The 26,999-nt window shown below is 66.2% G+C and carries 24 protein-coding genes, 1 tRNA gene and 1 pseudogene; 5 read left to right on the top strand and 21 right to left on the bottom strand.

Annotated features, from left to right (window positions below; all coding sequences use genetic code 11):
• Positions 1 to 305, top strand: a pseudogene (locus ON45_RS22880) (HNH endonuclease signature motif containing protein); the annotation flags it as partial.
• Positions 306 to 344: 39 nt separating this feature from the next.
• On the opposite strand, the gene ON45_RS01545 reads toward ON45_RS22880, so the two are convergent.
• Genes ON45_RS01545 through ahpC form a run of 3 tightly spaced genes read right to left on the bottom strand, consistent with a single transcriptional unit; the run spans position 345 to position 3,461 of the window.
• Entirely contained in the window at positions 345 to 1,253 is a 909-nt protein-coding gene (locus tag ON45_RS01545) for a LysR substrate-binding domain-containing protein (protein ID WP_040491329.1), read from the bottom strand.
• A gap of 47 nt (positions 1,254 to 1,300) precedes the next feature.
• Positions 1,301 to 2,884: an alkyl hydroperoxide reductase subunit F gene (gene ahpF / locus ON45_RS01550; protein ID WP_040491353.1), complete on the bottom strand. Its 1,584-nt coding sequence runs from the start codon at positions 2,882 to 2,884 to the stop codon at positions 1,301 to 1,303.
• Between the two features lie 7 nt (positions 2,885 to 2,891).
• On the bottom strand, positions 2,892 to 3,461 hold the full coding sequence (gene ahpC, locus ON45_RS01555; RefSeq protein WP_040491331.1) for an alkyl hydroperoxide reductase subunit C: 570 nt from the start codon (positions 3,459 to 3,461) through the stop codon (positions 2,892 to 2,894).
• Between the two features lie 155 nt (positions 3,462 to 3,616).
• On the opposite strand from ahpC, the gene ON45_RS01560 reads away from it, so the two are divergent.
• Complete coding sequence (locus ON45_RS01560; protein ID WP_040491333.1) at positions 3,617 to 4,225, top strand: class I SAM-dependent methyltransferase; 609 nt, start codon at positions 3,617 to 3,619, stop codon at positions 4,223 to 4,225.
• A gap of 9 nt (positions 4,226 to 4,234) precedes the next feature.
• On the opposite strand, the gene ON45_RS01565 is transcribed toward ON45_RS01560, so the two are convergent.
• Positions 4,235 to 5,038, bottom strand: a complete 804-nt coding sequence (locus ON45_RS01565; protein WP_040491334.1) for a siderophore-interacting protein — start codon at positions 5,036 to 5,038, stop codon at positions 4,235 to 4,237.
• A complete protein-coding gene (locus ON45_RS01570; protein ID WP_040491335.1) occupies positions 5,035 to 6,120 on the bottom strand; it encodes a siderophore-interacting protein in 1,086 nt (361 codons plus the stop codon). Before ON45_RS01570 ends, ON45_RS01565 begins: the two co-directional genes overlap by 4 nt.
• 71 nt (positions 6,121 to 6,191) lie before the next feature.
• Between ON45_RS01570 and ON45_RS01575 the strand changes: the two genes are divergently transcribed.
• Positions 6,192 to 7,343 carry an ABC transporter substrate-binding protein gene (locus tag ON45_RS01575; RefSeq protein WP_051062252.1) on the top strand — a complete coding sequence of 384 codons (1,152 nt, stop codon included), beginning with the start codon at positions 6,192 to 6,194 and terminating at the stop codon, positions 7,341 to 7,343.
• An 89-nt stretch (positions 7,344 to 7,432) separates the two neighbouring features.
• Complete coding sequence (locus tag ON45_RS01580) at positions 7,433 to 8,428, top strand: NAD(P)H-dependent glycerol-3-phosphate dehydrogenase (RefSeq protein ID WP_040491337.1); 996 nt, start codon at positions 7,433 to 7,435, stop codon at positions 8,426 to 8,428.
• A gap of 20 nt (positions 8,429 to 8,448) precedes the next feature.
• On the opposite strand, the gene ON45_RS01585 is transcribed toward ON45_RS01580, so the two are convergent.
• Positions 8,449 to 9,525 (bottom strand): ABC transporter substrate-binding protein, encoded by a 1,077-nt coding sequence (locus ON45_RS01585; RefSeq protein ID WP_158412123.1) that lies wholly within the window; start codon positions 9,523 to 9,525, stop codon positions 8,449 to 8,451.
• Between the two features lie 170 nt (positions 9,526 to 9,695).
• Between ON45_RS01585 and ON45_RS01590 the strand changes: the two genes are divergently transcribed.
• A complete protein-coding gene (locus ON45_RS01590) occupies positions 9,696 to 11,318 on the top strand; it encodes a copper resistance CopC/CopD family protein (protein ID WP_040491341.1) in 1,623 nt (540 codons plus the stop codon).
• Between the two features lie 34 nt (positions 11,319 to 11,352).
• Here the strand turns inward: ON45_RS01590 and ON45_RS01595 are convergent, their stop codons facing one another.
• The 15 genes from ON45_RS01595 to tpiA all read right to left on the bottom strand — a co-directional run bounded on the left by ON45_RS01595 (position 11,353) and on the right by tpiA (position 26,949).
• On the bottom strand, positions 11,353 to 13,584 hold the full coding sequence (locus ON45_RS01595; protein ID WP_040491342.1) for a heavy metal translocating P-type ATPase: 2,232 nt from the start codon (positions 13,582 to 13,584) through the stop codon (positions 11,353 to 11,355).
• A 68-nt stretch (positions 13,585 to 13,652) separates the two neighbouring features.
• Complete coding sequence (locus tag ON45_RS01600) at positions 13,653 to 14,063, bottom strand: heavy metal-responsive transcriptional regulator (RefSeq protein ID WP_040491343.1); 411 nt, start codon at positions 14,061 to 14,063, stop codon at positions 13,653 to 13,655.
• Between the two features lie 146 nt (positions 14,064 to 14,209).
• Positions 14,210 to 14,299 (bottom strand) — tRNA-Leu (locus ON45_RS01605).
• Between the two features lie 67 nt (positions 14,300 to 14,366).
• A complete protein-coding gene (cysN, locus tag ON45_RS01610) occupies positions 14,367 to 16,283 on the bottom strand; it encodes a sulfate adenylyltransferase subunit CysN (RefSeq protein ID WP_040491345.1) in 1,917 nt (638 codons plus the stop codon).
• Between the two features lies 1 nt (position 16,284).
• A complete protein-coding gene (cysD, locus tag ON45_RS01615; RefSeq protein ID WP_083914058.1) occupies positions 16,285 to 17,235 on the bottom strand; it encodes a sulfate adenylyltransferase subunit CysD in 951 nt (316 codons plus the stop codon).
• A 109-nt stretch (positions 17,236 to 17,344) separates the two neighbouring features.
• On the bottom strand, positions 17,345 to 17,812 hold the full coding sequence (locus ON45_RS01620) for an RrF2 family transcriptional regulator (protein ID WP_040491346.1): 468 nt from the start codon (positions 17,810 to 17,812) through the stop codon (positions 17,345 to 17,347).
• A 50-nt stretch (positions 17,813 to 17,862) separates the two neighbouring features.
• On the bottom strand, positions 17,863 to 18,099 hold the full coding sequence (gene secG, locus ON45_RS01625) for a preprotein translocase subunit SecG (RefSeq protein WP_206537620.1): 237 nt from the start codon (positions 18,097 to 18,099) through the stop codon (positions 17,863 to 17,865).
• Positions 18,100 to 18,161: 62 nt separating this feature from the next.
• Positions 18,162 to 18,704 (bottom strand): DUF2087 domain-containing protein, encoded by a 543-nt coding sequence (locus ON45_RS23570; protein ID WP_206537621.1) that lies wholly within the window; start codon positions 18,702 to 18,704, stop codon positions 18,162 to 18,164.
• A 68-nt stretch (positions 18,705 to 18,772) separates the two neighbouring features.
• Entirely contained in the window at positions 18,773 to 19,336 is a 564-nt protein-coding gene (locus tag ON45_RS01635) for a hypothetical protein (RefSeq protein ID WP_040491348.1), read from the bottom strand.
• Positions 19,333 to 20,316, bottom strand: a complete 984-nt coding sequence (locus ON45_RS01640) for an ABC transporter ATP-binding protein (RefSeq protein ID WP_241432132.1) — start codon at positions 20,314 to 20,316, stop codon at positions 19,333 to 19,335. The genes ON45_RS01635 and ON45_RS01640 overlap by 4 nt, the downstream gene beginning before the upstream one ends.
• A 47-nt stretch (positions 20,317 to 20,363) precedes the next feature.
• Positions 20,364 to 21,431, bottom strand: coding sequence for an ABC transporter ATP-binding protein (locus tag ON45_RS01645; RefSeq protein ID WP_241432131.1), 1,068 nt, complete (start codon positions 21,429 to 21,431; stop codon positions 20,364 to 20,366).
• Complete coding sequence (locus ON45_RS01650) at positions 21,428 to 22,426, bottom strand: ABC transporter permease (protein ID WP_083914061.1); 999 nt, start codon at positions 22,424 to 22,426, stop codon at positions 21,428 to 21,430. Before ON45_RS01650 ends, ON45_RS01645 begins: the two co-directional genes overlap by 4 nt.
• The gene (locus tag ON45_RS01655) at positions 22,423 to 23,913 is read right to left on the bottom strand and encodes an ABC transporter permease (protein ID WP_040491349.1); all 1,491 of its coding nucleotides are present in this window, start codon (positions 23,911 to 23,913) and stop codon (positions 22,423 to 22,425) included. The genes ON45_RS01650 and ON45_RS01655 overlap by 4 nt, the downstream gene beginning before the upstream one ends.
• Positions 23,914 to 24,016: 103 nt before the next feature.
• Positions 24,017 to 25,912, bottom strand: coding sequence for an ABC transporter family substrate-binding protein (locus ON45_RS01660; RefSeq protein WP_051062255.1), 1,896 nt, complete (start codon positions 25,910 to 25,912; stop codon positions 24,017 to 24,019).
• Between the two features lie 266 nt (positions 25,913 to 26,178).
• Positions 26,179 to 26,949 (bottom strand): triose-phosphate isomerase, encoded by a 771-nt coding sequence (gene tpiA, locus ON45_RS01665; RefSeq protein WP_040491351.1) that lies wholly within the window; start codon positions 26,947 to 26,949, stop codon positions 26,179 to 26,181.
• Between the last annotated feature and the right edge of the window lie 50 nt (positions 26,950 to 26,999).

Raw genomic sequence — 26,999 nt, forward strand, 5'->3', positions numbered from 1 at the left:
ACTGGTGCGACGTCGACCACGTCGACGAATGGCATCGCGATGGAGGCGGCACCGATCAAGTCAATGCGGCGGTGTTGTGCCGAACCCACAACACCCACAAACACCGTCACCGATGGCGTACGCGACGGGCCCGCAATGGATGCAGCTTCACGATCCGCGCCGACGGCACCATCATCGTGCCCATCGGCGCCGGACCACCCCACTTCGACGACGACGACGACGGCGACACGGACAGTCCCGAACACATCGCCCGGCTCACCGCACTCGCTCGCAAGCGCATCGACGACCTCACCCGCAACCGGTGAGGACGCGCGGAGTTCGGTCAACCGACCGCGCCACCGTGTTCAGCGAGGAGGGCCCAGATCGCTCGGAATGCGTGCGAACACTTCGGCCAAGCGAGGAAGAAACGCCCGGTGCGCGCTGGTGGAGCGCCAGAACATCGCGATCGTCCGTGACGGGCGCGGCTCGGCGAACTCGACCATCGAGATCATGGGCGACGGTGCGATCGGCGGCGACACGGCGAGGCGTGGCAGCAACGTGATCCCCACCCCCGCGGCCACCATCTGGCGCATCGTCTCGAGGCTCGTCGACCGGAGCTCGGTGTCTTCCACCGCCCCGGCCAGGCTGCACACGGCAAGCGACTGGTCGCGCAGACAGTGTCCGTCCTCCAGCAGCATCACCTGCTCATCGGCGAGGTCGTGCGGCGTGACCGGCGTTCCCGACGTCGCGAGCCGGTGACCCGCCGGGGTCGCCAGGACGAATTCCTCGGTGAACAGCTCCGTCGAAGCGAAGTCTTCACCGGTGATCGGGAGCGCGAGCACACCGACATCGAGTCGCCCGGAACGGAGCTGGTCGACGATGTCGTCGGTCTTGGCCTCGACGAGGCGGAGCTCGAGATCCGGGAAGGTCGAGCGGACCTCGGGCACCACGTGGGGCAACAGGTACGGCGCCAACGTGGGGAACAGCCCGACCCTCAAGGTGGCCGACTCCGGGTCGGCCATCTCCGCCGCGATGTCGGCGATCCCGTTCGCCTCGTTGATGACGACGCGAATGCGCTCGAGCACCCGCTCCCCCGCTGCGGTCAGCGTGATGTTGCGGGGCGTCCGTTCGAACAGCTCGACGCCGAGGTCGTCCTCGAGCTTGCGGATCTGGGCCGACAGCGTCGGCTGGCTGACCCCACACGCTTCGGCCGCGCGCCCGAAGTGACGATGGTCGGCCACCGCCGCCACGTACTCCAGATCACGGAGATTCATGCCGCGCGAACGTAGCGTCCGGGGCGCGACACCCCGGACGCGACTGCTCACGCGGCGGGGGCCGAATCGGCCTGTGACGTCCGGATCAGGTGATCGAACGCGCCGAGCATCGCCGTCGATCCGGCGCCCATCGACACGACGATCTGCTTGAACGGGACGGTCGTGCAGTCGCCGGCGGCGAAGACTCCCGGGATCGACGTGGCGCCGTGGCCGTCGATCTCGATTTCGTTCCGCTCCGACAGCTCGAGGGTGCCCTCGAGCCACTCGGTGTTCGGCAGCAGACCGATCTGGACGAAGATCCCGTCGAGTTCGACGGTGTGCTCGGACTCGTCGTTGCGGTCGCGGTACGTGAGGCCGGTGACCTTCTTGCCGTCGCCGATCACCTCGGTCGTCATCGCGCTCACGATGATGTCGACGTTCGGGAGGCTGCGGAGCTTGGCCTGCAGGACCTCGTCGGCGCGCAGTTCGTCGGCGAATTCGAGGAGCGTGACGTGACCGACGATCCCGGCGAGGTCGATCGCCGCTTCGACGCCGGAGTTGCCGCCGCCGATCACCGCCGTGCGCTTGCCCTTGTAGAGCGGGCCGTCGCAGTGGGGGCAGTAGGCGACGCCGCGGTTGGCGTACTCGCCCTCACCCGGCACGCCCATCTTGCGCCAACGGGCGCCGGTCGAGATGACCACCGATCGGGCCTGCAGCGACCCGCCGTCGGCCAACGCAATGCCGTGCAGACCGCCGAGGGCGGTGGCGGCGTCGAGTCGGTCGGCGCGCTGACCGGTGATGATCTCGACATCGTGCTTCTTCACGTTGTCCTCCAACTCGGCAGCGAGCGTCGGACCCTCGATGTACGGAGTGGAGATGAGGTTCTCGATGCCGAGCGTGTCGAGCAGTTGGCCGCCGAAGCGGTCCGCGACCACAGCGGTCCGCAGACCCTTCCGAGCCGCGTAGACGGCAGCCGACGAGCCGGCGGGACCGCCGCCGACGATCAACACGTCGAACGGGTCCATCGCATCGATCTTCTCGGTGGCGCGTTCGGCGCTGCCGGAGTCGATCATTCCGACGAGCTCGTCGAGGGTCATCCGACCCGAGCCGAAGTTCTCGCCGTTGCGGAACACCGTGGGAACCGCCATGACGTCGCGCTGTTCGACCTCGTCCTGGAACGCCGCTCCGTCGATCGCGACGTGCTCGATGTTCGGGTTGAGGATGCTCATCAGATTGAGCGCTTGCACGACGTCCGGGCAGTTCTGACACGTCTGCGAGAAGAAGGTCTCGAAGCGGTGCGTGCCTTGGATGCCGCGGATCTGGTCGAGCAGATCCGGATCGGCCGTGGCCGGGTGGCCGCCGACCTGCAACAGCGCGAGGACGAGCGAGGTGAACTCGTGGCCGAGCGGAAGTCCGCCGAAGGCAACGGCCACGCCGGGGTCGTCGATGCGCGAGATCCGGAACGACGGGCGACGATCGTCGTCGCCGTCGAGCCGGACGTTGATGTTGTGGGACAGGACGTCCAACTCACCGAGGAGCTCGGTGATCTTCGTGCTGGTGGCGCTGTCGTCGAGCGACGCGACCAGCTCGATCGGCTGGACGATCTTGGGAAGATGGGCGCGGAGCGCCTCGGTGAGTTGAGCGTCGAGGATCATCGGATCAGATCTTGCCCACGAGATCGAGCGACGGGGCGAGGGTGTCGTTGCCCTCTTCCCACTTGGCCGGGCAGACCTCGTTCGGGTTCGCACGCACGTACTGGGCCGCCATGATCTTGCGGAGCAGTTCGCTGGCCGAGCGGCCGATGTTGCCGGCGTTGATCTCGATGATCTGGATCTTGCCATCGGGGTCGATCACGAAGGTGCCGCGCTCGGCGATGCCGGCGTCTTCGATCATCACACCGAAGTTGCGGGTGATCTGACCGGTCGGGTCGCCGATCATCGGGTAGGTGATCTTGTTGATCGTCTCGCTGCTGTCGTGCCACGCCTTGTGGGTGAAGTGCTTGTCGGTCGACACGGCGTAGACCTCGACACCGAGGCTCTGGAACTCGGCGTAGTTGTCGGCGAGGTCACCGAGCTCGGTCGGGCAGACGAACGTGAAGTCGGCCGGGTAGAAGAACACGACGGACCACTTGCCACGCAGGTCGGCATCGCTGACGTCGACGAAGGCACCGTTGTGGAATGCGGTGGCCGCGAACGGCTCGATCTCGGTGTTGATCAATGAGGTGTTCATGGGGGAAGCTCCTGATATTGCTTGGGGGTGGTTGGAACGACGACCACCATACGAACGGACGTCCGATCGTCCAACCCGATGGCTTCTATCCTTGCCATTGACGCGGTCAATGGTTGCACCGGTCGGACGGGGACGCCTTCCGATACGGTCGACCCGTGGTCGAACAGAGCAAATGGGTGCACATCACCAACGAAGATCCCGAGCATTCGAACCGATACATCGAACGGTTCCGTGACCTGGCCGCGAACGGCATGGATCTCGACGGCGAGGCTCGACTCATCGACGCGATGTCGACGCGCGGCAGCAGGATTCTCGATGCAGGTTGCGGTCCTGGCCGCACCGGAGGCGCGCTCGCACGGGCCGGCCACACGGTGGTCGGCGTGGACGTCGATCCGATCCTGATCGCCGCGGCCGAGAACGACCATCCGGGCCCGACATGGCTCGTGGGCGATCTGGCGGAGCTGGACCTGGCGTCGCGGGGCGTCGATCCGGCCTTCGATGTCATCGTGTGCGCCGGAAACGTCATGGCCTTCCTCGCTGCGAGCACCCGGCGCGCGGTGCTGAGCGGATTCCGTTCCCACCTCGCGACCGATGGGCGGGCGGTCGTGGGATTCGGTGGTGAACGCGGATACGAATTCGACGAGTTCTTCGACGACGTGCAGGCGGCCGGACTCGTCGTCGAGGTCACGCTGTCCACCTGGGACCTGCGCCCGTTCTCGGACGACTCCGACTTCCTGGTCGCCGTACTCCGCCGGTCCGCGTAGCGCCAGTCGTCAGACGTCGGCCGCCTGAGCGACGATCCAGTCGCGTTTGACCGCGCGCCAGGCCTCGTCATCGTGGTCGCGCCGCCAGTACGGCGAGATGGACGATTCCTCCCGCGACACGCCCCGCTCGGCCAGCAGGAACCGCCGAACCGCACGCACCTCGTGCGCCTCGCCGTGTACGAACACATCGACCGCACCAACCGGCCAGTCCAGCGCACGGACCACGTCGACGAGCATCGTCGCCGAATCGGCCGCGCCGCGACGGTGACACCAGCTCACGGACATCGAGTCGCCCGTCGGCAGCTCGATCTCGTGCTCGGGTGAATCGACGAGCGCGACGACCGTGCACGGGATGTCCGGACGAAGGACCTCGAGCGAGGCGGCGATCGCCGGCAGCGCGCTCTCGTCGCCGACGAAGAGGTAGGCGTCCGCGCCGGGGTCGGGCCGGTACCCGCCGCTCGGACCTGCGAGCTGGAGGGTGTCGCCGACCTTCGCTCGCTGCGCCCAACGACCGGCGAAGCCGACATCGCCATGCGCGACGAAATCGATCGTCACGCGGCGGCGCTCGGGATCCCACGCACGAATCGTGTAGCGCCGCCCCCTCGGCCGGAGCTCGGGATCGAGGCCGCGCGCCGCGTCCGGGTCGAACGGGGCGACATACGACGCTCCCTCCGGGACGAACAGCGCGTTCACGTACTGGTCGGTGAACTCGGTCGGTACGAACGAATCGAGCCCCGGCCCGCCGAATGTCACACGCACCATGGACGGGCTGAGCCAGTCGACCCCCTCGACGGTCCCGAACTGCTCGCTCATGCGGACCTCCAGTATCCGGTCATCGAGACCTGGGTTGCGTCGAGTCCGACGGTCTCGCGGAGATACGTACGGACGGCGGTGATCCGCCGGGACTCAGCCGCTCCGAACGCGTACACGCCGGGCCCGATCTCGAGTTCCCGTACGGCGTCCAGCAACACCGACGTCGTGCCAGGAGCCCGTCCCCGGCGGTCGACCCAGCTCACGTCGACACCCGCACCACTCGGGAATTCGATCCGTCCATCGACGCCATCGGATTCGGCGACGACCTGTGCGGTGACGTCCGCGTCGGCTGCGATCAGTTCGTCGAGCACCGCCGCCACGGCTCCGAATCCGGTTTCATCGGTCACGAACAGATACGACGTGGTGGTACCCGGTGGGTCGAACACTCGACGCGGCCCCCACAGCGCGGCCGGCTGACCCACCTCCACGGTCGACGCCCAGGACGATGCCGCTCCGGCGTCGCCGTGGAGCACGAACCACATGTCGAGTTCACGAGCCTCAGGTCGCCATCGACGGACGGTGTAGTACGCACCGAGCGGCCGCTCGGACTCGGGCATCGACTCGTACGCCTGCCACGAGAACGTCGAGTCGACCGACAGTTCGGAACGCCCGGATGGTGGGAGCAACACGTACAGGAACTGATCGCCTCCGGTCGACTCGAACTCGTCGAGTCCGATGCCGAACGTGATCTGGCGCAACGTCGGCGTGATGTCCTCCACCCCGACGACCTGTGTGACGAACGTCGAGTAGATGTCGCCCGCCAGTTCCCGCTCCAGGCTGGTCAGTGCGATGTCGCTCCCTGCCCACGCGCGCGCCGCCGTGAGCAGACCGAACATCTCGACGCGAACCGCCTCGGAATCGGTGCACACCTTTCCGAAGTCGTGACGAAAGAGAACGGGGGCGCCGGACACGTCGACCTCGACGTCGAGTCCGCTCGCCTCGACGCACTCGAGCGAAGCAGTCGAGCTCACGGCCGTCGGGTCGGAGACGCCGCCTCTCGCGAGGAAGGAACCGATCAGACCGATCGTGTCGGCGTGGCCGTCGTTGAGGTGCTGTCGGAGGATGTCGATGTCGTCGAGCATGCCGGAACAGCGTACATGGATTGTTAGGGTCACCTACCGTTCCACCGATCCCGACGAAGGCAGATTCCCCCATGATCCCCCGCAACTCCTCCACGTCGCCGATCCGCCGATCGCGTTCCTCGCGGTCCTGCCGACGGCTGATCCTCGGCCTGGCCGTCGCGACCTCGGTCGGGCTGTCGGCCTGCGGCAGCGACTCCGATTCTGCGTCCGACGATGCATCGACGGCCGACACCGAACCCGAATCCTCCGCGCCGCCGGTGAGCGACGCGACGGAAACGGAGGCGACGACCGAGCCCACGACCACCGCCGCCGCGTCGACCACGACCGAGCCGGCGCCGCCCACCACCGAGGTGCCGCCTGCCGCCTTCCCCCGAACCGTCGTCCACGCTCAGGGTGAGACAGACGTCCCTGCGGAGCCGGTGCGCATCGTGTCGCTCGACCGGTCGCTCACCGACCCCGTGCTCGCCCTGGGGCTCGATCTGGCCGGATACACGACCTATCAGGACCCCGACGGCGCACTCCCGGAGTACTTCGGGGAGGCGTTGGAGAACGCCGACGATGCCGTGTGGGTCGGCGACCTGCTCGAGCCGAACCTGGAAGCGATCTTCGCGGCCGAACCCGATCTCATCGTCTCGTCGAGGGTGCGCCACGAGGCGCTCTACGAAGAGCTCAGCCAGATCGCCCCGACGGTAATGACCGAGTCGGGCGGTGGCGGCTGGAAGGACAACCTCGCCCTCGTCGCCGAGGCAACGGGGCGCGAGGAGTTGGCCGATTCGCTCGTCGACGAGTACACGACCCGAGCGGCCGCCGTCGGTGCCGAGATCAACGAGGTCGCCGCGTCACCCACCATCTCCGTCGTCCGGTTCCTCGGTGAGATCCGGTTGTACCAGCCGGTGAGCTTCAGTGGAACGGTGCTCGCGGACGCAGGTCTCGCGCGCCCCGACAGCCAGCAGGATCAGGAGGAATTCGTGGCGGTCATCAGCGAGGAGGAGCTGCCGCTCGCCGATGCCGATTGGCTGTTCTACACGGTGTACGACGATCCCGCCGCGACCGACGCCTTCTCCGAGCTCGAGCAGCGTCCGCTCTGGAGCAGCCTGACCGCCGTCCAGGAGGATCGTGCCCGTCCGGTGCTCGATGACCTGTGGATGAGCGGTGTCGGCCTCTACGGCGCCCACGCGATCCTCGACGACCTCGCCGCGACGTTCGACGTCGAGGAGGCCTGAGGGCTCGTCCGACAGACGGCGCGACGATCAACCTGACCCACAGCCCCCGAGCGCGGTACGGTCCTGCACGAACACACGAGGGGGAAATCATGAAGGTGTCGGTTCTGGGTGCCGGATCGTGGGGAACGACGGTTGCAACACTGTGTGCTGGGCGTCACGACGTACGTCTCTGGGCACGCGACGAGGACGTGGCCGACGAGATCCGGAGCGAGCACCGGAACAGCCGGTATCTCCCCGATTTCGAACTGCCCGAGTCACTCGACGCGACGCACGACCTCGAGGCCGCTGTCAGCGACGCACACCTCGTGGTCGTCGGCGTTCCGTCGCACGCGTTCCGGTCGACTCTCGACGCCGCGAAGCCGTTCATCCACCCCTGGATCCCTGTCGTCAGCCTGACGAAAGGGATCGAGGAAGAATCGTTGCTGCGGATGACCGAGGTCATTCGCGACGTCCTGCCCGGCCACCCGGCCGCCGCGCTCAGCGGCCCGAACCTGGCGAAGGAGATCATGGCCGGCCAAGCGGCGGCCAGCGTGATCGCGACCGAAGACCTCCAGGTCGCCGCTGCGCTCCAGCACGTGTTCCAGTGCGGGCTGTTCCGCGTGTACACCAATCACGACGTCATCGGTTGCGAGATGGGCGGGGCGCTCAAGAACGTGATCGCCATCGCTGCCGGCATGGCACAGGGGCTGGCGACCGGCGACAACACACGCTCGGCGGTCATCTCCCGCGGGTTGTCCGAACTCTCCCGCCTCGGTGAGGCGATGGGCGGTGAACCCGCGACATTCGCCGGCCTGGCCGGCTTGGGCGACCTCGTCGCCACCTGCGTCAGCACGCACAGCAGAAACCGATACGTCGGCGAGCAACTCGGAGCGGGTCGAGCCATCGGCGACATCCTCGACGAGATGAACATGGTGGCCGAGGGGGTCAAGACCGCGCGGATCACCCACGTGTTCGCCGAGCGCTACGACCTCGACCTCCCGATCTGTGAGTCCGTCTACAAGGTCGTGACCGGCGTGGCGCGCGGCGAGGACGCATATGCCGGGCTGTTGACCCAACGCGCCGGTCACGAGTCCGAGCCCGGCTGACCGAGCGGAGGCGGACGGCGTCAGCCGTTGAAGATCGCGACCAACTCGTCGACGACCCGCGTCTCGCCGACGAGGCCCGGATAGCCGAGGCGGTCGATCACGGTCACGTCGCCGGACGCCACGGCAGGGAGCTGGCCCCAGATCGGATTCTGTTCGATCTCTTCGACGGCCTCGGTGTCGCCCGTGACGGTGTCGTTCTGCAACAGGATCAACTCCGGTCCGGCGATTACTTCGAGTTGTTCCAGGGACAGGTAGGCCCGTCCGTTGCCGTCGGTCTCGATCTCGTCACCCGACGGAACGAGTTCACACCCGAGGGTGTCCACGGCCAGCGGCACCGCCCACACCGGACGAGCGAAGACTGCGGGACTCGGACCGGGGTAGATCGCGACAACGGAGGCCGCGCAATCCTCGGGCACCTGCTCGCTCCCCACCGCGTACGCGGCATCGAGATCGGCGATCAGCCCCTCCGCTTCGGCCTCGCGCCCGAAGTGCTCCCCGAAGAGTTCCACGCGTTCCCGCGAGGTCGTGCCGTCCGGAATGACGAGCACTTCGGCACCGAGCCCGTCCAGCTGCTCGCGACCGACCTGATCGACGATGTACTGCCACACGATGACCTGGTCGGGTTGGAGCGTCGCCAGTTCCTCCAGGCTCGTGTTGAGGTAGTCGAAGATCTCGATGCCCTCCGTGTCGTCCTCGATCCCCTGGAAGCCGGCATCGGGAACCGTGGCACTCGACGCGACCACCGGAACGTCGAGAGCGAGCAGGTCGGCGAGGACCGATTCTTCGCCGAGAACGACGACTCGGCCGACGTCGACGGCGTCACTCGTCGCCTCCGAGGTCGATGGGCTCTCCGCGGTGACGGCCTCGGTGCTCGGTGCGGTTTCGACCGACTCGGTCGCGGGTGGTGCGCTGGTGTCCGGGGCCGTGTCGGGTGCGTCGGTGGCGCGCGAGGACTCCTCCGCTTCCGTGACGGCAGCGGTGTCCGTCACCGTCGCTTCAGTCTCTTCGTCGCCGTCACTCCCGCCGCACGCGGCGACGCCCAGAGCGACGACCACTCCCACGGCGGCAAGACGAATGGAGCTGCTGGATGCGTTCACCGGGCGGAGCGTAGAGCGTTCGCAACCCGATTTCACAGTTTCCGTTAAGGCTCCCTACCTTTCGATGACGGACGCACCAGGGCTCGGTCGACGCGAGCAGCAGAATCACTCCACCTCCGGGACCCGCTCCACGCCAACGTCGAGAGACATTCCGACCTTAGGCTCTGACCATGTCGTTCCCGGTCACATCGACGACTCGACGCTTCGTCCGTCACGTCGTCGCTGTCCTGTTCATCGCCCTGACCGCGGCTGCCGGTCTTGCGATGGATGGCGGACCGGTCAGCGCTCACACCGAATTCTCCGGTTCGACCCCGTCCGACGGCGACGTCGTGGACGCGCCGGTGGAGTCGGTGTCGCTCGTCTTCACGGGGGAAGCCGAGGAATCGGGAGACGGATTCGTCGCCCTCGACGCCTCGGGCCAGATCCGCGAGCCGGATGACGTGTCGACGGTGGACAACCAGGTGTTCACACTGTCGTTCGACCCTGCGCTCGCCGGAGGCGACATCGGCATCCGGTGGAACGTGCTCTCCGCCGATGGGCATCCGATCAGCGGGGCGTTCTCGTTCACCGTCACCGCGCCGCTCCCCACGACCACCACGACGACGACAGCGCCGTCGACCACGATTCCGCCGCCCACGACCGCTCCGACCCCCGCCGCCAGTCCAGCGACGACCGATGTCGCCGACACGGCAACCAGCGCTGCGACCACGACGACGATCTCCGCGGGCACCACCGACGACGCGCCGCCGGACTCGGGTGATGAGGACACGTCGTTGGACGAATTCCTCGCGGTCGATGCCGGTGGACCAGGAGAAACACAGGCCACGATCGGCCGGCTGCTGAGCTTTCCGGCGATCGCGTTGACGATCGGTGGTCTCGCGTTCCTGTGGACAACCCTGCGCGGCGAACGCGCGGAGATCCGTCGGTCGGTCGACGCCGTGCGAATCAGTGGGGTCGTCGTCGCGATCGGCGCCGCCGTCGAGTACGGCGGGGTCGCGAGCATCGCAGACGAGTCGCTCACCGATGCCTGGACATCCTCGCCGGGAACGGCCTCCGCCATGCGGATCGTCGCCGGTCTGGCCGTCGCGCTCGGTCTGCGGGCGGTCATCGTCGCCGCCGGGCCGACGCCGCGGTCGCTGTCATCGGCTGCCGACACCTCGACGAGCCCGAACGTGACCTCCCCCGTGGTGCCGCCGGTCGGCGAGTCGGCGAGCGAGGATCTCCGCCGAGGCTCACCGCAGCTGTGGGTGCCGACCCGAGCATCGACGCTCGCGTTCGTCGGCTGCGCGCTGATGGTGATCTCGTTCTGGTTCGACGGTCACACGGTGTCGAAGGGGTGGCGACCGCTTCATGCCGTCACCAACTCCGTGCACGTCGCCGCCGGTTCGATCTGGGTGGGGGGCGTGGTCGCGATGGTCGCTGTCGTCTGGTCACGCCGCCGACGAGGCCGGCCCTCGCGTGCACTCGACCTCGTCGTGAGGTTCTCGACCGTCGCCGCTGTGGCACTGGCTGCAGTGGTTGTCGCCGGCCTGATCATGGCGGTGTCCATTCTCGATTCGTTCGGCGACCTCACGGGGACGGAATGGGGTCAGCTCCTGCTGCTGAAGTCCGGTGCGGTCGGACTCGCGGCGCTCTGCGGCGCCTACAACCATTTCCGACTCCTGCCTGCCCTGAACTCCGATCCGGACGATCCACTCCTGTCCGGCCGACTGCGATCCGTCCTCACGTCCGAAGCGATCCTGCTGGTGTTCGTCGTGATCGTCACCGTCTGGCTCGTCACCGCCGCCACCTGACCCACTCCGACGGACGGCTCGGTCCGGCCGAAACTCAGCCTCCCGGCGAGAAGCGGCGCAGGCGGAGACTGTTCAACACGACGCTGATCGACGAGAACGCCATCGCTGCCCCGGCGATCAACGGATTGAGGAGACCCGCTGCAGCGAGTGGGATCGCGATGGTGTTGTAGCCGAAGGCCCAGAACAGGTTCTGCACGATCGTCTGATACGTCCGACGGGAGAGTTCGATCGCCGACACGACCCCGCCCACATCGCCGCGGATCAGAGTGAGGTCGCTGGATTCGATCGCGACATCGGTCCCGGTACCGATGGCGATTCCCAAGTCGGCCTGCACGAGCGCCGGCGCGTCGTTCACCCCATCTCCGACCATCGCCACGATCTCCCCGGCGGCCTGGAGCCGCTCGACCTCGGCCTGCTTGTCCTCGGGCAACACTTCAGCGATCACGCGATCGATTCCGACGCTGTTCCCGATCGCCTCGGCGGTCCGGGCGTTGTCACCGGTGATCATCGCAGACGACAGGCCGAGATCGTGGAGACGCTCGATCGTCGTGGCGGCCGACGGCTTCACCGTGTCGGCGACGGCGATCACTCCGCGGATGCTTCCGCCCCAACCGGCGAACACCGCGGTGCGTCCCTGTTGTTCGAGTTCGGTTGCGGCCGCTTCGAGTCCGTCCGCGAGCGCGAGATCCGCCTGTTTCGCCAACGTGCGGCGACCGACCCACACGGTCGTGCCGTCCACGTCCGCGCGGATGCCCTGTCCGACGATGGTCTCGAGGTCCGTGACCTCCGCAAGGGCTCCCTGGGCCTCCCTGGCCGCCGCGGCGATCGCCTGGCCGATGGGATGCTCGCTGTCGGCTTCGACCGCGCCCGCCTTCGCGAGCAGTTCGGAATCATCGACACCGTCGAGCGCGATGACGTCGGTGACCGACATCGCCCCTTCGGTGAGCGTGCCGGTCTTGTCGAACACCACCGTGCTGATCCGGCGCGTCCGTTCGAGCACGTCGACCGACTTGATCAGGATGCCGAGCTGAGCGCCACGACCTGTTCCGACCATGATCGCCATCGGTGTGGCGAGTCCGAGCGCGCAGGGGCAGGCGATGATCAGCACGGCAACGGCGGCGTACACACCGTCGCTGACGCTCCCTCCGATGACCGCCCAACCGACGAACGTGAGGAGCGCGATCGAGATGACGACAGGGACGAACACCGCGGAGATGCGGTCGGCGAGGCGCTGGGCGCCGGACTTTCCGGTCTGCGCGTCCTCGACGAGCTTGACGATCTGGGCCAGCGCCGTTTCCGCTCCGACGCGAGTCGCCCGGATCGTCAGCACGCCGGAGCTGTTGACCGTGGCTCCAGCGACGTCGTCGCCCGGCTCCTTGTCGACCGGGAGCGATTCGCCGGTGAGCATCGATTCGTCGACCGCACTGGATCCGTCGACGACCTCACCGTCGACAGGGACCTTCTCCCCCGGTCGGATCTTCACCAGGTCGCCGACCTCGATCGCCTCCACCGGCACCATCTCCTCGACGCCGTCGTGCACGCGTCGCGCCTCCTTGGCACCGAGCTCGACCAGCGAGCGGAGGGCCTGACCCGCTCGCCCCTTGGCTCGGGCTTCGAGGTAGCGCCCGAGCGTGATGAAGAACATGATCACCACGGACGCCTCGAAGTAGAGCTCCATTCCCCCGGTGACGAGCTGATACGTGCTGAACGTGAAGGCCGACAGCGTGCCCATGGCGATCAACGTGTCCATGTTCGCGCTGAGGTGTCGCGCCCGCTGTGCCGCGCCGACGAGGATCGGCCAGCCGACATAGAACTGCACGGGGATGGCGAGCACGAACTGCAGCCAGCGGAGCCACTCGGTCTCCATCGCCGTCTCGTGGTACAGCATCGTCGACAACATGAACAGTGCGATCGGCGCCGAGATCACCGCCCGGCGGAACCACAGCGCGCGGTCCTCTGCTTCGGCGGCGTCGGTCTGCTCCGCACGCGCGATCGCGGACGAGGAGTCGGCGTCTCGGCCCGATCCCCTGTCGTCGATGAGTTCGTAGCCGGCTGCGCGCACGGCGTGGCCCAGCTCGTCGAGGTCGAGCGACATGCCAGAACGCGCGACGACCGTGGCACGACCGGTCGCGAAGTTGACGTCCGCGTGGTCGACGTCGTGCTGGTGCTCGAGCGTCTTCTGGACGCGAGCGGCGCACGACCCGCACGTCATCCCTTCGATGTCGACATCGAGAACGGCCTTCTGTTCCACGACTGGAGAACTCATACCCACACCGTACGGCTTCCAGTCCACTGGAAGGTCAAGTGACGCGCGTCACGTCACTCGCGCGGCGCTCAGCGTGCGTCGACGGTTTCCGTGATCACCTGGCAGCGGTTCTCGTCGGTGCACGCCGCCGGGTCGAGTGACTCGGCGCGGTCGTACATCTTCCGGAGCTCGACCCGGGCGTCCTGGAGTTCGGCGATCTTGCGATCGAGATCGGCGAGGTGCGCCTGCAGCAAGCTCCGTGTGTGCTCGCACGACTGACCTCCGCGGTCCTTGATCTCGAGGATCGACTTGATCTCGGCGAGCGACAATCCGGACGACTGCGCCTGCTTGACGAACTCCAGTCGCTCGACGGCCTCGAGCGCGTAGGAGCGGTATCCGGACGAGGTGCGTCTCGGTTCGTCGAGCAGTCCGATCGACTCGTAGTACCGGATCGACTTGGTGGTGACACCTGCCGACTCGGCCAGCTCCCCGATCCTCATGCACCGCATCGTACCGAGCCGCCGTCATCGCGAAAGCTGCAACGAGCCGCGCCGCCCCCGCGTGTCGTCAAACCTCCGCGCAAGCGGCATCTCCCGAAAACGTCGTTGACCAGGGCCGGAACCCTGGTCAACATCGTCATTTCGTTTGGTGTCGAAGGGGGGACTTGAACCCCCACGCCCATTAATAGGGCACTAGCACCTCAAGCTAGCGCGTCTGCCAATTCCGCCACTTCGACGTGGTGTTGGGGCACTGATGATAGCCCCACCTCTGCCCGCTCCCACCTTGCAGGAGCGGGCTTCCGGTCAACCGATGATGCCGCGCCGGCGCAGCGCCTCGACGATCTCGTCGGCGGCTTCCTCGGCGGTCGTCATCGACGTGTCGATGCGCACTTCGGGCGACTCGGGAACCTCGTACGGCGAGTCGATCCCGGTGAAGTTCTCGAGCTCGCCCGCCCGCGCCTTCGCATACAGGCCCTTCGGGTCGCGTTCCTCGGCGAGCGCCAACGGCGTGTCGACGTGGACCTCGACGAACTCCCCGTCCTCGACCCGATCTCGGGCGAGTCGGCGCTCGGCCGCGAACGGCGAGATGAACGACGCGAGGACGATCATGCCGGCGTCGACCATTAGGCCCGACACCTCCGAGATCCGGCGGATGTTCTCCACCCGGTCCACGTCGGTGAACCCGAGGTCCCGATTCAGGCCGTGACGAACATTGTCGCCATCGAGCAGGTACGTCCGCACCCCGAGGGTGTGGAGCTTCGACTCGACGATGTTCGCGATCGTCGACTTCCCCGAACCCGACAGTCCGGTGAACCAGACGACACCCGGCTGGTGACTGTTCTGCGCAGCGCGGGCCGCCTTGTCGACGCGGACGTCCTGCCAGTGGATGTTGTGCGAACGCCGAAGAGCGAAGTGCAACATGCCGGCACCGACCGTGTTCTGCGTCAGCTTGTCGATGATGATGAACGAGCCGGTGTCCCGGTTCTGGTCATACGGGTCGAACGGGACCGCACGATCGAGGCTGAGGTTGCACACCCCGATCTCGTTGAGTTCCAGATTGTTCGCCGCGAGACGCTCGAGCGTGTTCACGTCGACCCGGTACTTCGGATGCGCGATCGACACGCCGACCGTGCGAGTCCCGATCTTCATCAGATACGGCCGTCCCGGCAGCATCTCATCCTCGTGCATCCACACGACGTGGGCCTCGAACTGGTCGGCGACCTCTGCGGGAGCGCCACCCGCACAGATCAGGTCGCCGCGGCTCGCGTCGATCTCGTCGGCGAGCGTGATCGTCACCGACTGTCCGGCGACGGCCTGATCGAGATCACCGTCCTTCGTGACGATCCGGTCGACGGTGCTCGTGGTACCGGCTGGGAGAACGCGGATGTCGTCGCCCGGACGGACGGTGCCGCCCACGATGCGCCCCGAGAATCCACGGAAGTCGAGGTTCGGCCGGTTGACCCATTGCACCGGCATCCGGAACGGTCCGGCGGCAACCGAATCGTCGGCGTCGGGATCGTCGACCGGAACGTCCTCGAGGAAGCCCATCAGCGTGGAGCCGTCGAACCATGGCATCGCCGGACTCGGCTCGACGATGTTGTCGCCCTTCAGCGCCGACACCGGGATGAAGGTCACGTCGTCGAGCCCGATCTGCTCGGCGAACTCGCGGTACTCCACACAGATCGTGTCGAACACGGCGGCGGAGTAGTCGACCAGATCCATCTTGTTGACGGCGACGACGATCTTCTTGATTCCCAGCAACGACACGAGATAGCTGTGACGCCGGGTCTGGGTGAGCACGCCCTTGCGGGCATCGACCATCAGCACCGCGACGTCGGCGGTCGATGCGCCGGTGACCATGTTGCGGGTGTACTGCTCGTGACCCGGCGTGTCGGCGACGATGAACTTGCGCTTCTCGGTGGAGAAGAACCGGTACGCGACGTCGATCGTGATGCCCTGCTCGCGCTCGGCGGTCAGCCCGTCGAGAAGGAGGGCGAAGTCGAGATCGGTGCCCTGCGTGCCCACCTTGGCCGAATCGGCTTCGAGTTGCGCGAGGTGGTCCTCGAACACCATGTGCGACTCGAACAGGAGCCGACCGATGAGCGTGCTCTTGCCGTCGTCCACACTGCCGCACGTGATGAACCGCAGCAGCGACTTGTACTGGTGCGACCGGAGGTAGCCCTCGATGTCGGTGGCGATGAGATCGGAAACGTGCGCCATCTCAGAAATACCCTTCCTGCTTCTTCTTCTCCATCGAGCCGGCCGAGTCGGTGTCGATCAGACGGCCCTCGCGTTCTGATGTCGTCGCGAGGAGCATCTCCTGAACGACGCCCGTGAGCGTGTCGGCGTCGCTCTCGATCGCGCCGCTCAGCGGGTAGCAACCGAGCGTGCGGAAGCGCACGTTCTTGATCTCGGGCTCCTCTCCGTCACGGAGTTGGAACCGGTCGTCGTCGACCATGATCAGGGTGCCGTCACGGTGCACGACCGGCCTCGGCGCCGCGAGGTAGAGCGGCACGATCGGGATCTGCTCGAGGTGGACGTACTGCCACACGTCGAGTTCGGTCCAGTTCGAGATCGGGAACACGCGCAGCGTTTCACCGGGGCTGCGGCGAGCGTTGTAGATCTGCCACAACTCGGGGCGCTGACGCTTCGGGTCCCACTGGTGCTGAGGAGAGCGCACCGAGAAGATCCGCTCCTTGGCTCGCGACTTCTCCTCGTCGCGGCGGGCGCCGCCGAAGCAGAGGTCGAACTTGTTCATGTCGATCGCCTGCTTCAGACCCTCGGTCTTCCACATGTCGGTGTGGGTGGCCGACCCGTGGTCGAACGGGTTGATCCCCTGCGCGATGCAATCGGGGTTCTGATGCACGACCAGATCGATCCCGAGCTCTTTCGCCGTCCGATCCCGGAAGGCGTACATCTCACTGAACTTCCACGTCGTGTCGACATGCACGAGCGGGAACGGCGGCCTCGAGGGATGGAAGGCCTTCATCGCGAGGTGCAGCATGACCGAGCTGTCCTTGCCGATGCTGTAGAGCATCGCCGGATTGTCACTCTCCGACACCGCCTCGCGCATGATGTGGATGGCCTCGGCCTCCAAGCGCTGCAAGTGGGTCAGACGCGCCGTGGAGACGTTCTCCGCGAGCTCATCCGTTGTCGTCGCCGTCATTGTCATGTCTCCCCACCGTTCGTTCAGAACGATTGTCTACTATCTCTACAGAGAATAGCGGGAACCGTCGCGCCACCCGGAGATCTGACATGTGCCACATTCGGCGATGCCGTCGTCAGGCGCCGTGGCGCTCGTCGGTCGTGGCCTCGTACGTCGCGGCGAGATCGGCCACCTCCGGCGGCAACCGGCCCTCGACCAGGGCGGCGACCGTGACCGTTTCGAGCACGCTGCGCAGACTGCCACGGATCGCCATCCACACGCGCGGCAACGATTCAGCGGGCGCCGGGTACTCCAGTCCACGCAGACTCTCGTCGTGGACATCGGCAAGCGGGCCGTCGATGGCGCGGAAGATGTCGGCCAACGAGATCTCGTCGGCCGGACGCGACAACGCGTATCCGCCGTCGGGCCCACGCTTCGAACGGACGAGCTCGGCGCGCTTGAGGTCGCGCATGATGTCGAGCAGGTACTTGAGCGAAATGCCCTGGTTCCGCGAGATCACCTCGGCCTTGAGTGACGGCGCATCGACCACGGCGAGTTCGGCCATCGCCCGAACGGCATTGTCGACCCGCTCGGAGATTCTCATCGTGACACCCTCCTGACGCCCCGGCAGCTCACCCTACGTCTGCGGGTGTCTCACTCGAGCAGGAACGTGACACCCAGGAGGGAGAAGATCCAGACCAGGGCCAACACGAAGGTGATCCGATTCAGGTTGCGCTCGGCTGCGGTCGAGCCCAGCGCCGCTCCCCCGCCGCCGCCGAACATGTCCGACAGGCCGCCGCCACGTCCACTGTGCAACAGGATGCCGGCGATCAACGCGAACATCGACACGACGTTGATCACCAGAGTCACGTAGAGCATCACATCACGCACGGGTCGGGAGCCTATCGACGCAACGCCGTCTTCGAGGCGCGCCGGCCACCGCGGGAGCCGGTTCACGCATCGGTGCGGCCGCCGCTCCGCCAGTAGAGCGAGTCCGAGCGATCCAGGAATTCGTCGTCGACGAGGTAGCGGCGCAGCGCAGCGACGTCGGCATGGAATCGGCCGAGGACCTCATTCACCTCGGACTCCGGATATCGCCGCCCGATCTCGAACTCGAGCGCCAGCCGTTCGAGCACCACCAACCGTTTCGCCCGCTGGGTGGGAACCTCGACGAGTGTCCGACCGCGAAAGAACCGTGCGAGCACGTCGGCCTCGTCGTCGGTCATTCCGCGACGAACGAACGGGTCGACGTCTGGATTGTCGGAGCACTCGCGTGCAAGGTCCCGGAGCGTTCGCTCCTCGATCCGGTACCCGGCGGTGTCGTGCCGGACCAGCCCCGCTTCGTGGAGCGAGGCCAGCGCCTCGAGCACCGACCGGCGATCGAGCCCAGTGGCGTCGACCAGGTCGTCGACGTTCTGCGGCGACTCGACCAGCCTGCCTGCGACCACCAACCGGCCCGGGTCGAGCAACGTCGACAGCACACTCGCGGAACTCATGACACCAGGTTGTCAGGCCCGCGGCCGCGACTCCAGCCGCCTCGTGGCTTCGGCATCGGGCAGTTCCGTCAGCGGCCGCTCTCACCTTCGTCGGGCTTCCACCGTTTGCTGCGTCGGACCCACGTCGGAGTGCGATTCGGCGGCGGCGAGTCGAGACCACCGAACACCGTCTCGAGCGTGTCCGTATCGACGATCTCGCGCAGCTCGGCGTGCTCACGCCGTCCCTCCATCCGATCGACCAGCAGGATCTGACGTCCACCACGTCGAGCGACGATTCCGCCGGCACGCTGTGAGGTGGCTCGACGGATCCCCCCGCGCGGCATCCGCTGAAGTCCGGCGATGTCGTCCCAGGAGATGCGGTGCCGTCGCAATGGCGTTCGTCGTTCGACACCATCGACGTCGAAGGTCGTCGCGATCGGCATGTCGAACAGAACGACTGCTCCCAAGGCGATGGCGACGAGCGCCACCACGACCGAGACCCATCCGACTCCGGCGATGGCGAGGACGCCGATCGCCACGGCGAAGAGACCGACCGCCCCGAGCGAGGCCGCGATGATGCCGAACCAGGACGAATGGAGCGTGATCGACCGGCTGCTCTCCGATCCCGCCTCGCGTCGTTCCGAGCCGCTCAAGCGTGCTTCGCCATCGCCGCAGCGACCTCGGCACGCGTGATGACCTCATCCGGACCGACCGGATGGTGACACGCTGTCTGGAGCCCATCGGTGTACTCGGTCAGCTCCGGTTCTTGCTCAGCGCAGATCTCCGTGGCCCGCCAACACCGCGTCCGGAAGCGACACCCCGACGGCGGATCGATCGGCGACGGCACGTCGCCTTCCAGCGTGATCGTCTCGCGGGTCCGCTCGCGGTGCGGGTCGGCGACGGGCACGGCAGACATCAGCGCTCGCGTGTACGGGTGAGCGGCGTTCTGGAAGAGCGCCTTCCGGTCGCCGATCTCCACGATCTTTCCGAGATACATCACCGCCACCCGGTCCGAAACGTGGCGGACCACGGACAAGTCGTGGGCGATGAACAGGTACGCGATGTTGCGCTCGTCCTGCAACTTGCGGAGCAGATTGAGCACGCCGGCCTGGACGGAGACGTCGAGCGCCGAAACCGGTTCGTCGAGCACGACGAAGTCCGGGTCGAGCGCGATGGCGCGGGCGATGCCGATCCGTTGTCGTTGACCACCGGAGAACTCGTGCGGGTAGCGGTTGCCGTGCTCGGGCTGCAAGCCCACGTCGGCCAGCAGCTCGGCGACTCGTTCACCGCGTTCGCGCCGGTTGAGACTGGTGTGGATCACGAACGGCTCACCGACGATCTCGTTGATCGGGAGCTTCGGGTTCAGCGAGGCGTACGGATCCTGGAACACGATCTGCACGTTCTGGCGGAGCGCCTGCAGGTCCCGGTCGCTCATCTCGGTGACCTCGTGGCCGTCGTAGCGCACGGTGCCCGACGTCGGCTCGTGCAGCCGAAGGATCGCCCGTCCGGTCGTGCTCTTGCCGGAACCGGACTCGCCGACCAACCCGAGGGTCTCGCCGGCCGCGATGTCGAACGAGACGCCGGAAACGGCCTGGACCTGGTCGACCTCGCGCTTGATCAGACCGTCACCCATGATCGGGAAGTGCTTCACCAGATCGCGGACTTCGAGCAGCGGTTCGGTCACTGGACGGTCCGTTCGGTCCACTCGGGCTTGAAGATCTCCGAGGCATTCGGGTCGCCGATGAGTTCATCGGAGAAGAAGCAGGCCGCCGTGTGCCCCGGACGGTCGGTGGCCGCCAGCGCCGGTTCCTCCTCGGCGCATCGTGCACGCGCCATCGGACAACGGGCGCGGAACTTGCAGCCCGGGGCCGGGTTGATGAGGCTGGGCGGGGAACCCTCGATCGGTGTGAGCGCCTCGACATCGGAGTCGAGGTCGGGGATCGAGCCGAGCAGACCCGCTGTGTACGGCATGCGTGTCGCGTGGAAGATCTCGTTGACGTCACCCATCTCGACGAAACGTCCTGCGTACATCACACCGACGCGGTCGGCCACTCCAGCGACGACACCGAGGTCGTGGGTGATCAACACGATCGAGGCACCCACCTTCTCCTTCGCCTCGAGCAGCGTCTCGAGGATCTGCGCCTGCACGGTCACGTCGAGCGCCGTGGTGGGTTCGTCGGCGATGATCACGTCGGGGTCGTTGATGATCGCCATCGCGATCATCACCCGCTGACGCATTCCGCCCGAGAACTCGTGCGGGTACGACTTGGCGCGGGTCTTCGCCTGCGGGATGCCGACGACGTCGAGCATCTCGATCGCTCGTTCCATCGCCACCTTCGGCGCGACGCGGTGATGCGCCAGCACGGCCTCGGCCAGTTGTCGACCGATCGTGTAGACGGGATTCAACGAGGTCATCGGATCCTGAAAGATCATCGACACCCGGCTCCCCCGGATCGAACGCGCATCGCGCTCGGGAATGCCGAGCAAATCCTGGTCGAGGTACGTCGCGTGACCTTCGATGCGGGCGGTCTTCGGGAGGAGTCCCATCAGCGCCATGGTCGACACCGATTTCCCGCAGCCGGACTCCCCGACGATCGCGAAGACCTCTCCCCGGTTCACCTCGTAGGACACGCCCCGCACGGCCTCGACGAGTCCGTCGTCGGTCGGGAACGACACCTTGAGGTCGTTGACGCTGAGCATCACCTCCGTGGTCGGCGGAGTTTCGAGATGGGCTGCCAGCTGGCTCACTGACGAACTCGCGTCTGCTTGGGATCGAACGCATCGCGCAGGCCGTCGCCGATGAAGTTGATCGTGAGGGCGATGACGATGATGAAGATACCCGGCCACCAGAACAGCCACGGCCGGACGTTGAACGCCGTGCGATAGGTCTGCACCTGCTGGCCGAGCGACTGATCCGTGACGCCGAAACCGAGGAACGCGAGCGCCGCCTCGATCAGGATCGCCGCCGAGATCAACAGCGTGGCCGACACGATCACCGAACCGATCACGTTGGGCAGCATGTGCTTCCAGATGATCCGACGGTTCGACGCCCCGAGCGCACGTGCTGCCTCGACGAACTCCTTCTCACGCAGCGACAGGAACTCGGCGCGAATGACGCGGGCCGTCGTCAACCATGCGAGACAGGCGATGATCAACGCCCCGACGATGACCCCCTCGGTCTCGTACCGGCGACCGATCACGGCGGCGAGCAGGAGCAGTGGGATCGTGAACAGCACGTCGACGATGCGCATCAGGAACGAATCGACCTTGCCCCGATAGAAACCGGCGAGCGCTCCGACGATGGTGCCGACCGTCGTGGCGATCAGCCCGGCGAGTATCGCCACCGTGATCGAACCCTGCGCGCCCTTCAGGGTGACCGCGAAGTAGTCGCGGCCGATGTTGTCCTGGCCGAACGGGTGCTGACCCAACGCCAGGCCGTCGCCGTCGATCCACGGGATTAGGTCGATCGTCGCCTGCCCACCGTTGACGACGGTGCCGCTCTGGTCGTAGGGCAGATCCCAGAACCACAGCCCGGCATAGGCGAGCACGATCACGCCGATCAGCACGGCCAGTGACACCATCGCGAGGCGGTGCCGGAAGAAGCGACGCGTGACCATCTGCTTCTGTGAACGAGCCTTGACGGCCATGCCCGAGTCGTCGGCGCCGACCTCGAGGATGCCGTCGGCATCGATCCGGTCCGCGCCTTGACCGGTGCGTCCTGCGTGATCGGTGTCAGCGGTCATCGGCGGATCCTCGGATCGAGATAGGCGTACATGATGTCGGCCACCGCGTTGAGGAGCACGATCGACACCGAAACGACGACCATGAAGCCCATGACCGGATACGGATCGACGTTCTGCAGGCCCTCCACGAAGAGCTGTCCCATGCCCTTCCAGCCGAAGACGGTCTCGGTGATGACGGCCCCCTCGATGACGGTGGCGAAGCTGATGGTCACGACGGTCATGACGGGAATCAGCGCCGTACGGAACGCGTGGCGCAAGATGACCTGGTTCCCCGGGAGACCCTTCGCCTTGGCGGTGCGGACATAGTCGGACTTCATCGTGTCGAGCATCGAGGACCGCGTGAAACGCATGAAGGTGGCGAACCCGATCAGCGCGAGTGCGAGTGACGGCAGGATCTGATGGCCGGCGTAATCGACCATCCGCTCCCAGAACGTCCCGGTCAGGTTCGGGGTCTGGGGCCCGACGGTGCCGATCGTTCGGCCAGGCCCCCACGCAGAGATGAACTGGTCGAACAGGATGATCGCCGCGACACCGAAGGCGCTGACCGCGCCGGCGCGCATCGCGAGCCGACGGTCGACTTCACCGCCGACGAGGGCGCCGACGCCGACGCCCGTGCCGAGCGTGAACAGGAACAGCAAGAGGAGCTTCGACCAGTTGGGGTCCTCGATCCAGCCCTGGAACAACGTCGCGCCGATCAGCCCGACGCCCACCGAGGCCAACGCAGCCAGGAGCACGCGGGTCGTCGATAGCGGAGCGAAGATCGCCGCGGCACCGACGCCGACGACCGCGCCGAGTATGGCGATCACGAGCGGCGACAATCCTGGATTCAGCATCCAGTCGGTGCGATCGATCGCGACGAGCGCGACCAGTTGGACGGCCGCGGCGATGGCCGCGGCCGTCAATCGGCGTTTTCGACCTCCGCCGACGAGGCCGTACACGAAGAACGACCCGGTCGCGGTGAGCAGCACGATTCCCGTGGTCGAAAGTCCGGGCGCCTCGAGGAAGTCGTTGAATTTGATCGCGCCGAACTCCTTCAGGAGCACGGCGACCCAGAAGACCGGGAGAGAGAAGAAGAGAAAAGCGGCGAACGTCGACGAGTAGTCGAGCACGCTGTACTGGCGAACGGCGGTGATGATCCCGAACACGATGCCGATGACGATCGACAGAATCGTGGCGAGCACGACGAGCCGGAACGTGGTCTGGACCGCTTGCCAGAGCAGGGTCGACACGTTCTGGCCCTCGCGGTTCTGGCCGAAGTCGCCGGCGAACAGGCCGGTCACCCAGTCCCAGTAACGCTCCCAGGCGGAGTCGTCGAGGCGGAGGCGCTGGCGCCGGGCGGCGATCAGTTGGTCGACGTTCGGATTGGTCGACGCGCGGAGATCGAACAGTGGGTCGCCCGAGTTGATGACCAGGAAGAACATCAGGACGCTCGATGCCAGGAGAATCGGGATCGAGATGAGAAGGCGGCGAAGGATGAAGAAGAACATGATGGGTGTGTCGTGAGCCGGGGCGGGGTATCGGGATTTCCCGATACCCCACCCCGTTCACTCTCTCACAGGAGACGTCGGTGTGACGTCCATCACCTCGGGATCAGGCGAGCTGCCACTCCGCAGCGTTGAACGTCAGACCGTTCTGCGACGGGTTGTACACGATGCCATCGGCGTTGTCCGAGTAGGCCACGACACCCGGGAAGCTGAAGACCGGGATGGTCGCCAGTTCTTCCCACAGGATGGTGTCGATCTCGTTCGCCAACTCGTCCACACGCTCGGGGTCGGGCGACTGCTCGAGTTCGTCCATCAGCGGCTGGATCTCCGGGATGTCGACGGCGCCGACATTGTTCCCGGTTCCGGGGCGGTAGGTGGCCGTGCCACCCGAACGCAGCGGGCTGCCCGCCCACGCGAACATCGCGATGTCCCAGTCACCCGCGGCGAGCTCGACGTCGAAGAACGTCTCCGAGCCGGCGTCGACCATGTTGAAACCGGCCTGGTTGCAGCTCTCGATGGTGAGTGCCACCTGGTCGGTACGACGCTGGTTGCCACCGTTGTCGAACCAACCGATGCGGACCTCCATGCCCTCGAGGCCGGCGTCGGCCAGAATCTGCTGAGCGCCCTCGATGTCGACCTCGTCGTACAGGCCACCGGAGGTGTCCTCGTAGCCCGGCTCGAACGGCTGGATCCAGCGGTTGTTCAGGATCTCGGCTTCCGGCTGCAGCGGGACGATCAGGTTGTCGACCATCTGCTGGCGGGGCAGGCACTTGGCGAACGCTTCACGAACAGCGAAGTCCTGGAAGGCCTCGTTGTTGAAGTTGAAGTCGAAGTGCTCCCAGGTGTACTGGCCACCCGGCTCCACGGTGACACCCTCGGCCGAATCGAGCTGACCCAGCAGGTCAGGAGTGGGCTGCGGGTCCATCGCGTTGATCTCACCGTTCGCGAGCGCCTGGGCCTGGGCCTCTTCGGCGATGTAGCGAACGACGATCTCCTCGCTGGCGGCCGGCGTGCCCCAGTAGTTCTCGTTCGGGACGAGCGTGAAGCTCTGTCCGGCTTCCCACGATCCGAAGGCCAGCGCACCGCCCGACAGCATCGTGTCGGGGTTGATCGTGCCCGGATCGACGGTGTAGAGGGTGTTGTAGGTCTCGGCGATGGCTTCGATCGACTCGCGGTCATCGGCTTCGAACGCTCCGATGATGTCGTCGATCCCCGACTCGCGTGCGATCACGTGAGCCGGAACCTGCCCACCGAAGAGCGACTGCCAGTCGGCGAACGGCGTGGCGTAGGTCGCCGTGATGGTCTTGCCATCCTCGGAGCACTCGAGCGTGTCGATCTGGTCGTAGCCCGTGGTCCCGACGAGGTCGAAGAGGAACACCTCTGCTTCGGTCTCCTCGTCGACGACCGGCTCACCGGCATCGTCGAGCTGGAGGTACGTACCGTTGTTGGCGTAGTACTGCAACTGGAAGTCGTCACAGTCGATCGGCTCCCCGTCGGACCACGCCGCATCGGCGTTGACGACGTACTCGATCGTCAGCGGGTCTTCGCTCGTGACGTCCGCTGAGTCCATCAGTTCTTCATCGAGCACCAGGCCACCGTCGGGGCCGGCGAAGTTGAACGGATTCGGCTGGACCTCGTTCAGGATGATCGAGTTCTTCACCGAGTTCGAGGTGCCGAGGTTGTTGTTGTAGTTGCTGAATTCCTGGGCGTTGCCGTAGGCGAAACTGGCGCCTCCGGCGGACTCGCCACCCTCGGCCTCCTCGCCCTCTTCCTCCATGGCCTCGGTGGTCTCGGTGTCACCTTCCTCCATCGCTTCGGTGGTCTCGGTGTCACCCTCTTCCATCGCTTCGGTGGTCTCGGTGTCGCCTTCGGCGGCATCCGTTGCCTCGGTGGTGTCCTCGTCGGTGTCACCGGAATCGTCGTCGCTGCCGCAAGCGGCAATGGCGACGGACGCGGCGGCGACGAGAGACAACACCTTGGTGGTGCGTCGTGTCGTGTTCACGTAGTTGTCCTCCTTGGACGTCAGAACGGGAGTTCTGGTCGGCTCAGGAACCGCCCGGATACCACCCGATACCGGCGTTCAACTCAGCCACCCCGACCGAGATCGGGACTCTGGAACCCTCCCCGGTGAACCAGAGATGGACGACCATAGCAGCGATCGTTACCGACGGGTAGCGACCAGTGTTTCAGCTTGGTGAACGCCGACGCAGGAGGTGGTCCGAACGCAGTCAGCGTGGGAGCCGTCCCGAGTCGAGCGGAATCCCGAGGTCAGCCGTTGAACTGGATGATGCGGGCGAACTCGTCGGGGTCGAGGCTCGCTCCACCGACGAGTGCACCGTCGATGTCGGGTTGACTCATCAATTCGGGTGAATTTCCGCCCTTGACCGATCCTCCGTACTGGATCCGCACGGTGTTCGCCGCGTCGTCGCCGGCGATCTCGGCGACCTTCGACCGGATCGCCGCGCACACCGTCTGCGCATCCTCCGAGGTCGCCGTCTTGCCCGTCCCGATCGCCCAGATCGGCTCGTACGCGATCACGAGCGACGCGATCTGTTCGTTGGAGACACCCGCGAGGCCGGCCACGATCTGTCCGACCACCTTCGACTCGGTCTCGTCCGCTTCCCGTTCGGCGAGCGTCTCGCCGCAGCACATGATCGGCGTCATGCCGTGCTTCAGGATCGCCAGCACCTTGGCGTTGACCATCTCGTCGGACTCGCCGAACACTTCCCGACGCTCGCTGTGCCCACAGATCACGTATTTCGTGTTGAGCTTCGCCAGGAACGCGGGACTCACCTCGCCAGTGAACGCTCCGCTGTCCTCGAAGTGACAGTGCTGCGCCCCGAGCGCAAAATCGAGTTCCTCGCTCTCGATCAACGTCTGCACCGACCGGATGTCGGTGAACGGCGGATGGATCGACACCTCGACGTCGTCCATCGCACCTTTCGGGATCAGGTAGTGCAACTTCTGCACGGTCTGGATCGCCTCGAAGTGATTGAGGTTCATCTTCCAGTTGCCCGAGATCAGCGGCGTACGACTCATGTCAGCTCCTTCATTGTCGGTTGAACCATTCCGTGTCAGACACCCGATGG

Origin of the sequence: Ilumatobacter nonamiensis YM16-303, from assembly GCF_000350145.1 — a bacterium.
Classification (GTDB): Bacteria; Actinomycetota; Acidimicrobiia; order Acidimicrobiales; family Ilumatobacteraceae; genus Ilumatobacter_A; species Ilumatobacter_A nonamiensis.

What these genes read in the sequence shown, in the direction of transcription:
- ON45_RS01545 (WP_040491329.1), bottom strand. Translation starts at nt 1,253, where the DNA reads ATGAATCTCCGTGATCTGGAGTACGTGGCGGCGGTGGCCGACCATCGT.
- ahpC (WP_040491331.1), bottom strand. Translation starts at nt 3,461, where the DNA reads ATGAACACCTCATTGATCAACACCGAGATCGAGCCGTTCGCGGCCACC.
- ON45_RS01565 (WP_040491334.1), bottom strand. Translation starts at nt 5,038, where the DNA reads ATGAGCGAGCAGTTCGGGACCGTCGAGGGGGTCGACTGGCTCAGCCCG.
- ON45_RS01570 (WP_040491335.1), bottom strand. Translation starts at nt 6,120, where the DNA reads ATGCTCGACGACATCGACATCCTCCGACAGCACCTCAACGACGGCCAC.
- ON45_RS01575 (WP_051062252.1), top strand. Translation starts at nt 6,192, where the DNA reads ATGATCCCCCGCAACTCCTCCACGTCGCCGATCCGCCGATCGCGTTCC.
- ON45_RS01580 (WP_040491337.1), top strand. Translation starts at nt 7,433, where the DNA reads ATGAAGGTGTCGGTTCTGGGTGCCGGATCGTGGGGAACGACGGTTGCA.
- ON45_RS01590 (WP_040491341.1), top strand. Translation starts at nt 9,696, where the DNA reads ATGTCGTTCCCGGTCACATCGACGACTCGACGCTTCGTCCGTCACGTC.
- ON45_RS01595 (WP_040491342.1), bottom strand. Translation starts at nt 13,584, where the DNA reads ATGAGTTCTCCAGTCGTGGAACAGAAGGCCGTTCTCGATGTCGACATC.
- ON45_RS01600 (WP_040491343.1), bottom strand. Translation starts at nt 14,063, where the DNA reads ATGAGGATCGGGGAGCTGGCCGAGTCGGCAGGTGTCACCACCAAGTCG.
- cysN (WP_040491345.1), bottom strand. Translation starts at nt 16,283, where the DNA reads ATGGCGCACGTTTCCGATCTCATCGCCACCGACATCGAGGGCTACCTC.
- cysD (WP_083914058.1), bottom strand. Translation starts at nt 17,235, where the DNA reads ATGACAATGACGGCGACGACAACGGATGAGCTCGCGGAGAACGTCTCC.
- ON45_RS01620 (WP_040491346.1), bottom strand. Translation starts at nt 17,812, where the DNA reads ATGAGAATCTCCGAGCGGGTCGACAATGCCGTTCGGGCGATGGCCGAA.
- ON45_RS23570 (WP_206537621.1), bottom strand. Translation starts at nt 18,704, where the DNA reads ATGAGTTCCGCGAGTGTGCTGTCGACGTTGCTCGACCCGGGCCGGTTG.
- ON45_RS01640 (WP_241432132.1), bottom strand. Translation starts at nt 20,316, where the DNA reads ATGGGTGACGGTCTGATCAAGCGCGAGGTCGACCAGGTCCAGGCCGTT.
- ON45_RS01650 (WP_083914061.1), bottom strand. Translation starts at nt 22,426, where the DNA reads ATGACCGCTGACACCGATCACGCAGGACGCACCGGTCAAGGCGCGGAC.
- ON45_RS01655 (WP_040491349.1), bottom strand. Translation starts at nt 23,913, where the DNA reads ATGTTCTTCTTCATCCTTCGCCGCCTTCTCATCTCGATCCCGATTCTC.
- tpiA (WP_040491351.1), bottom strand. Translation starts at nt 26,949, where the DNA reads ATGAGTCGTACGCCGCTGATCTCGGGCAACTGGAAGATGAACCTCAAT.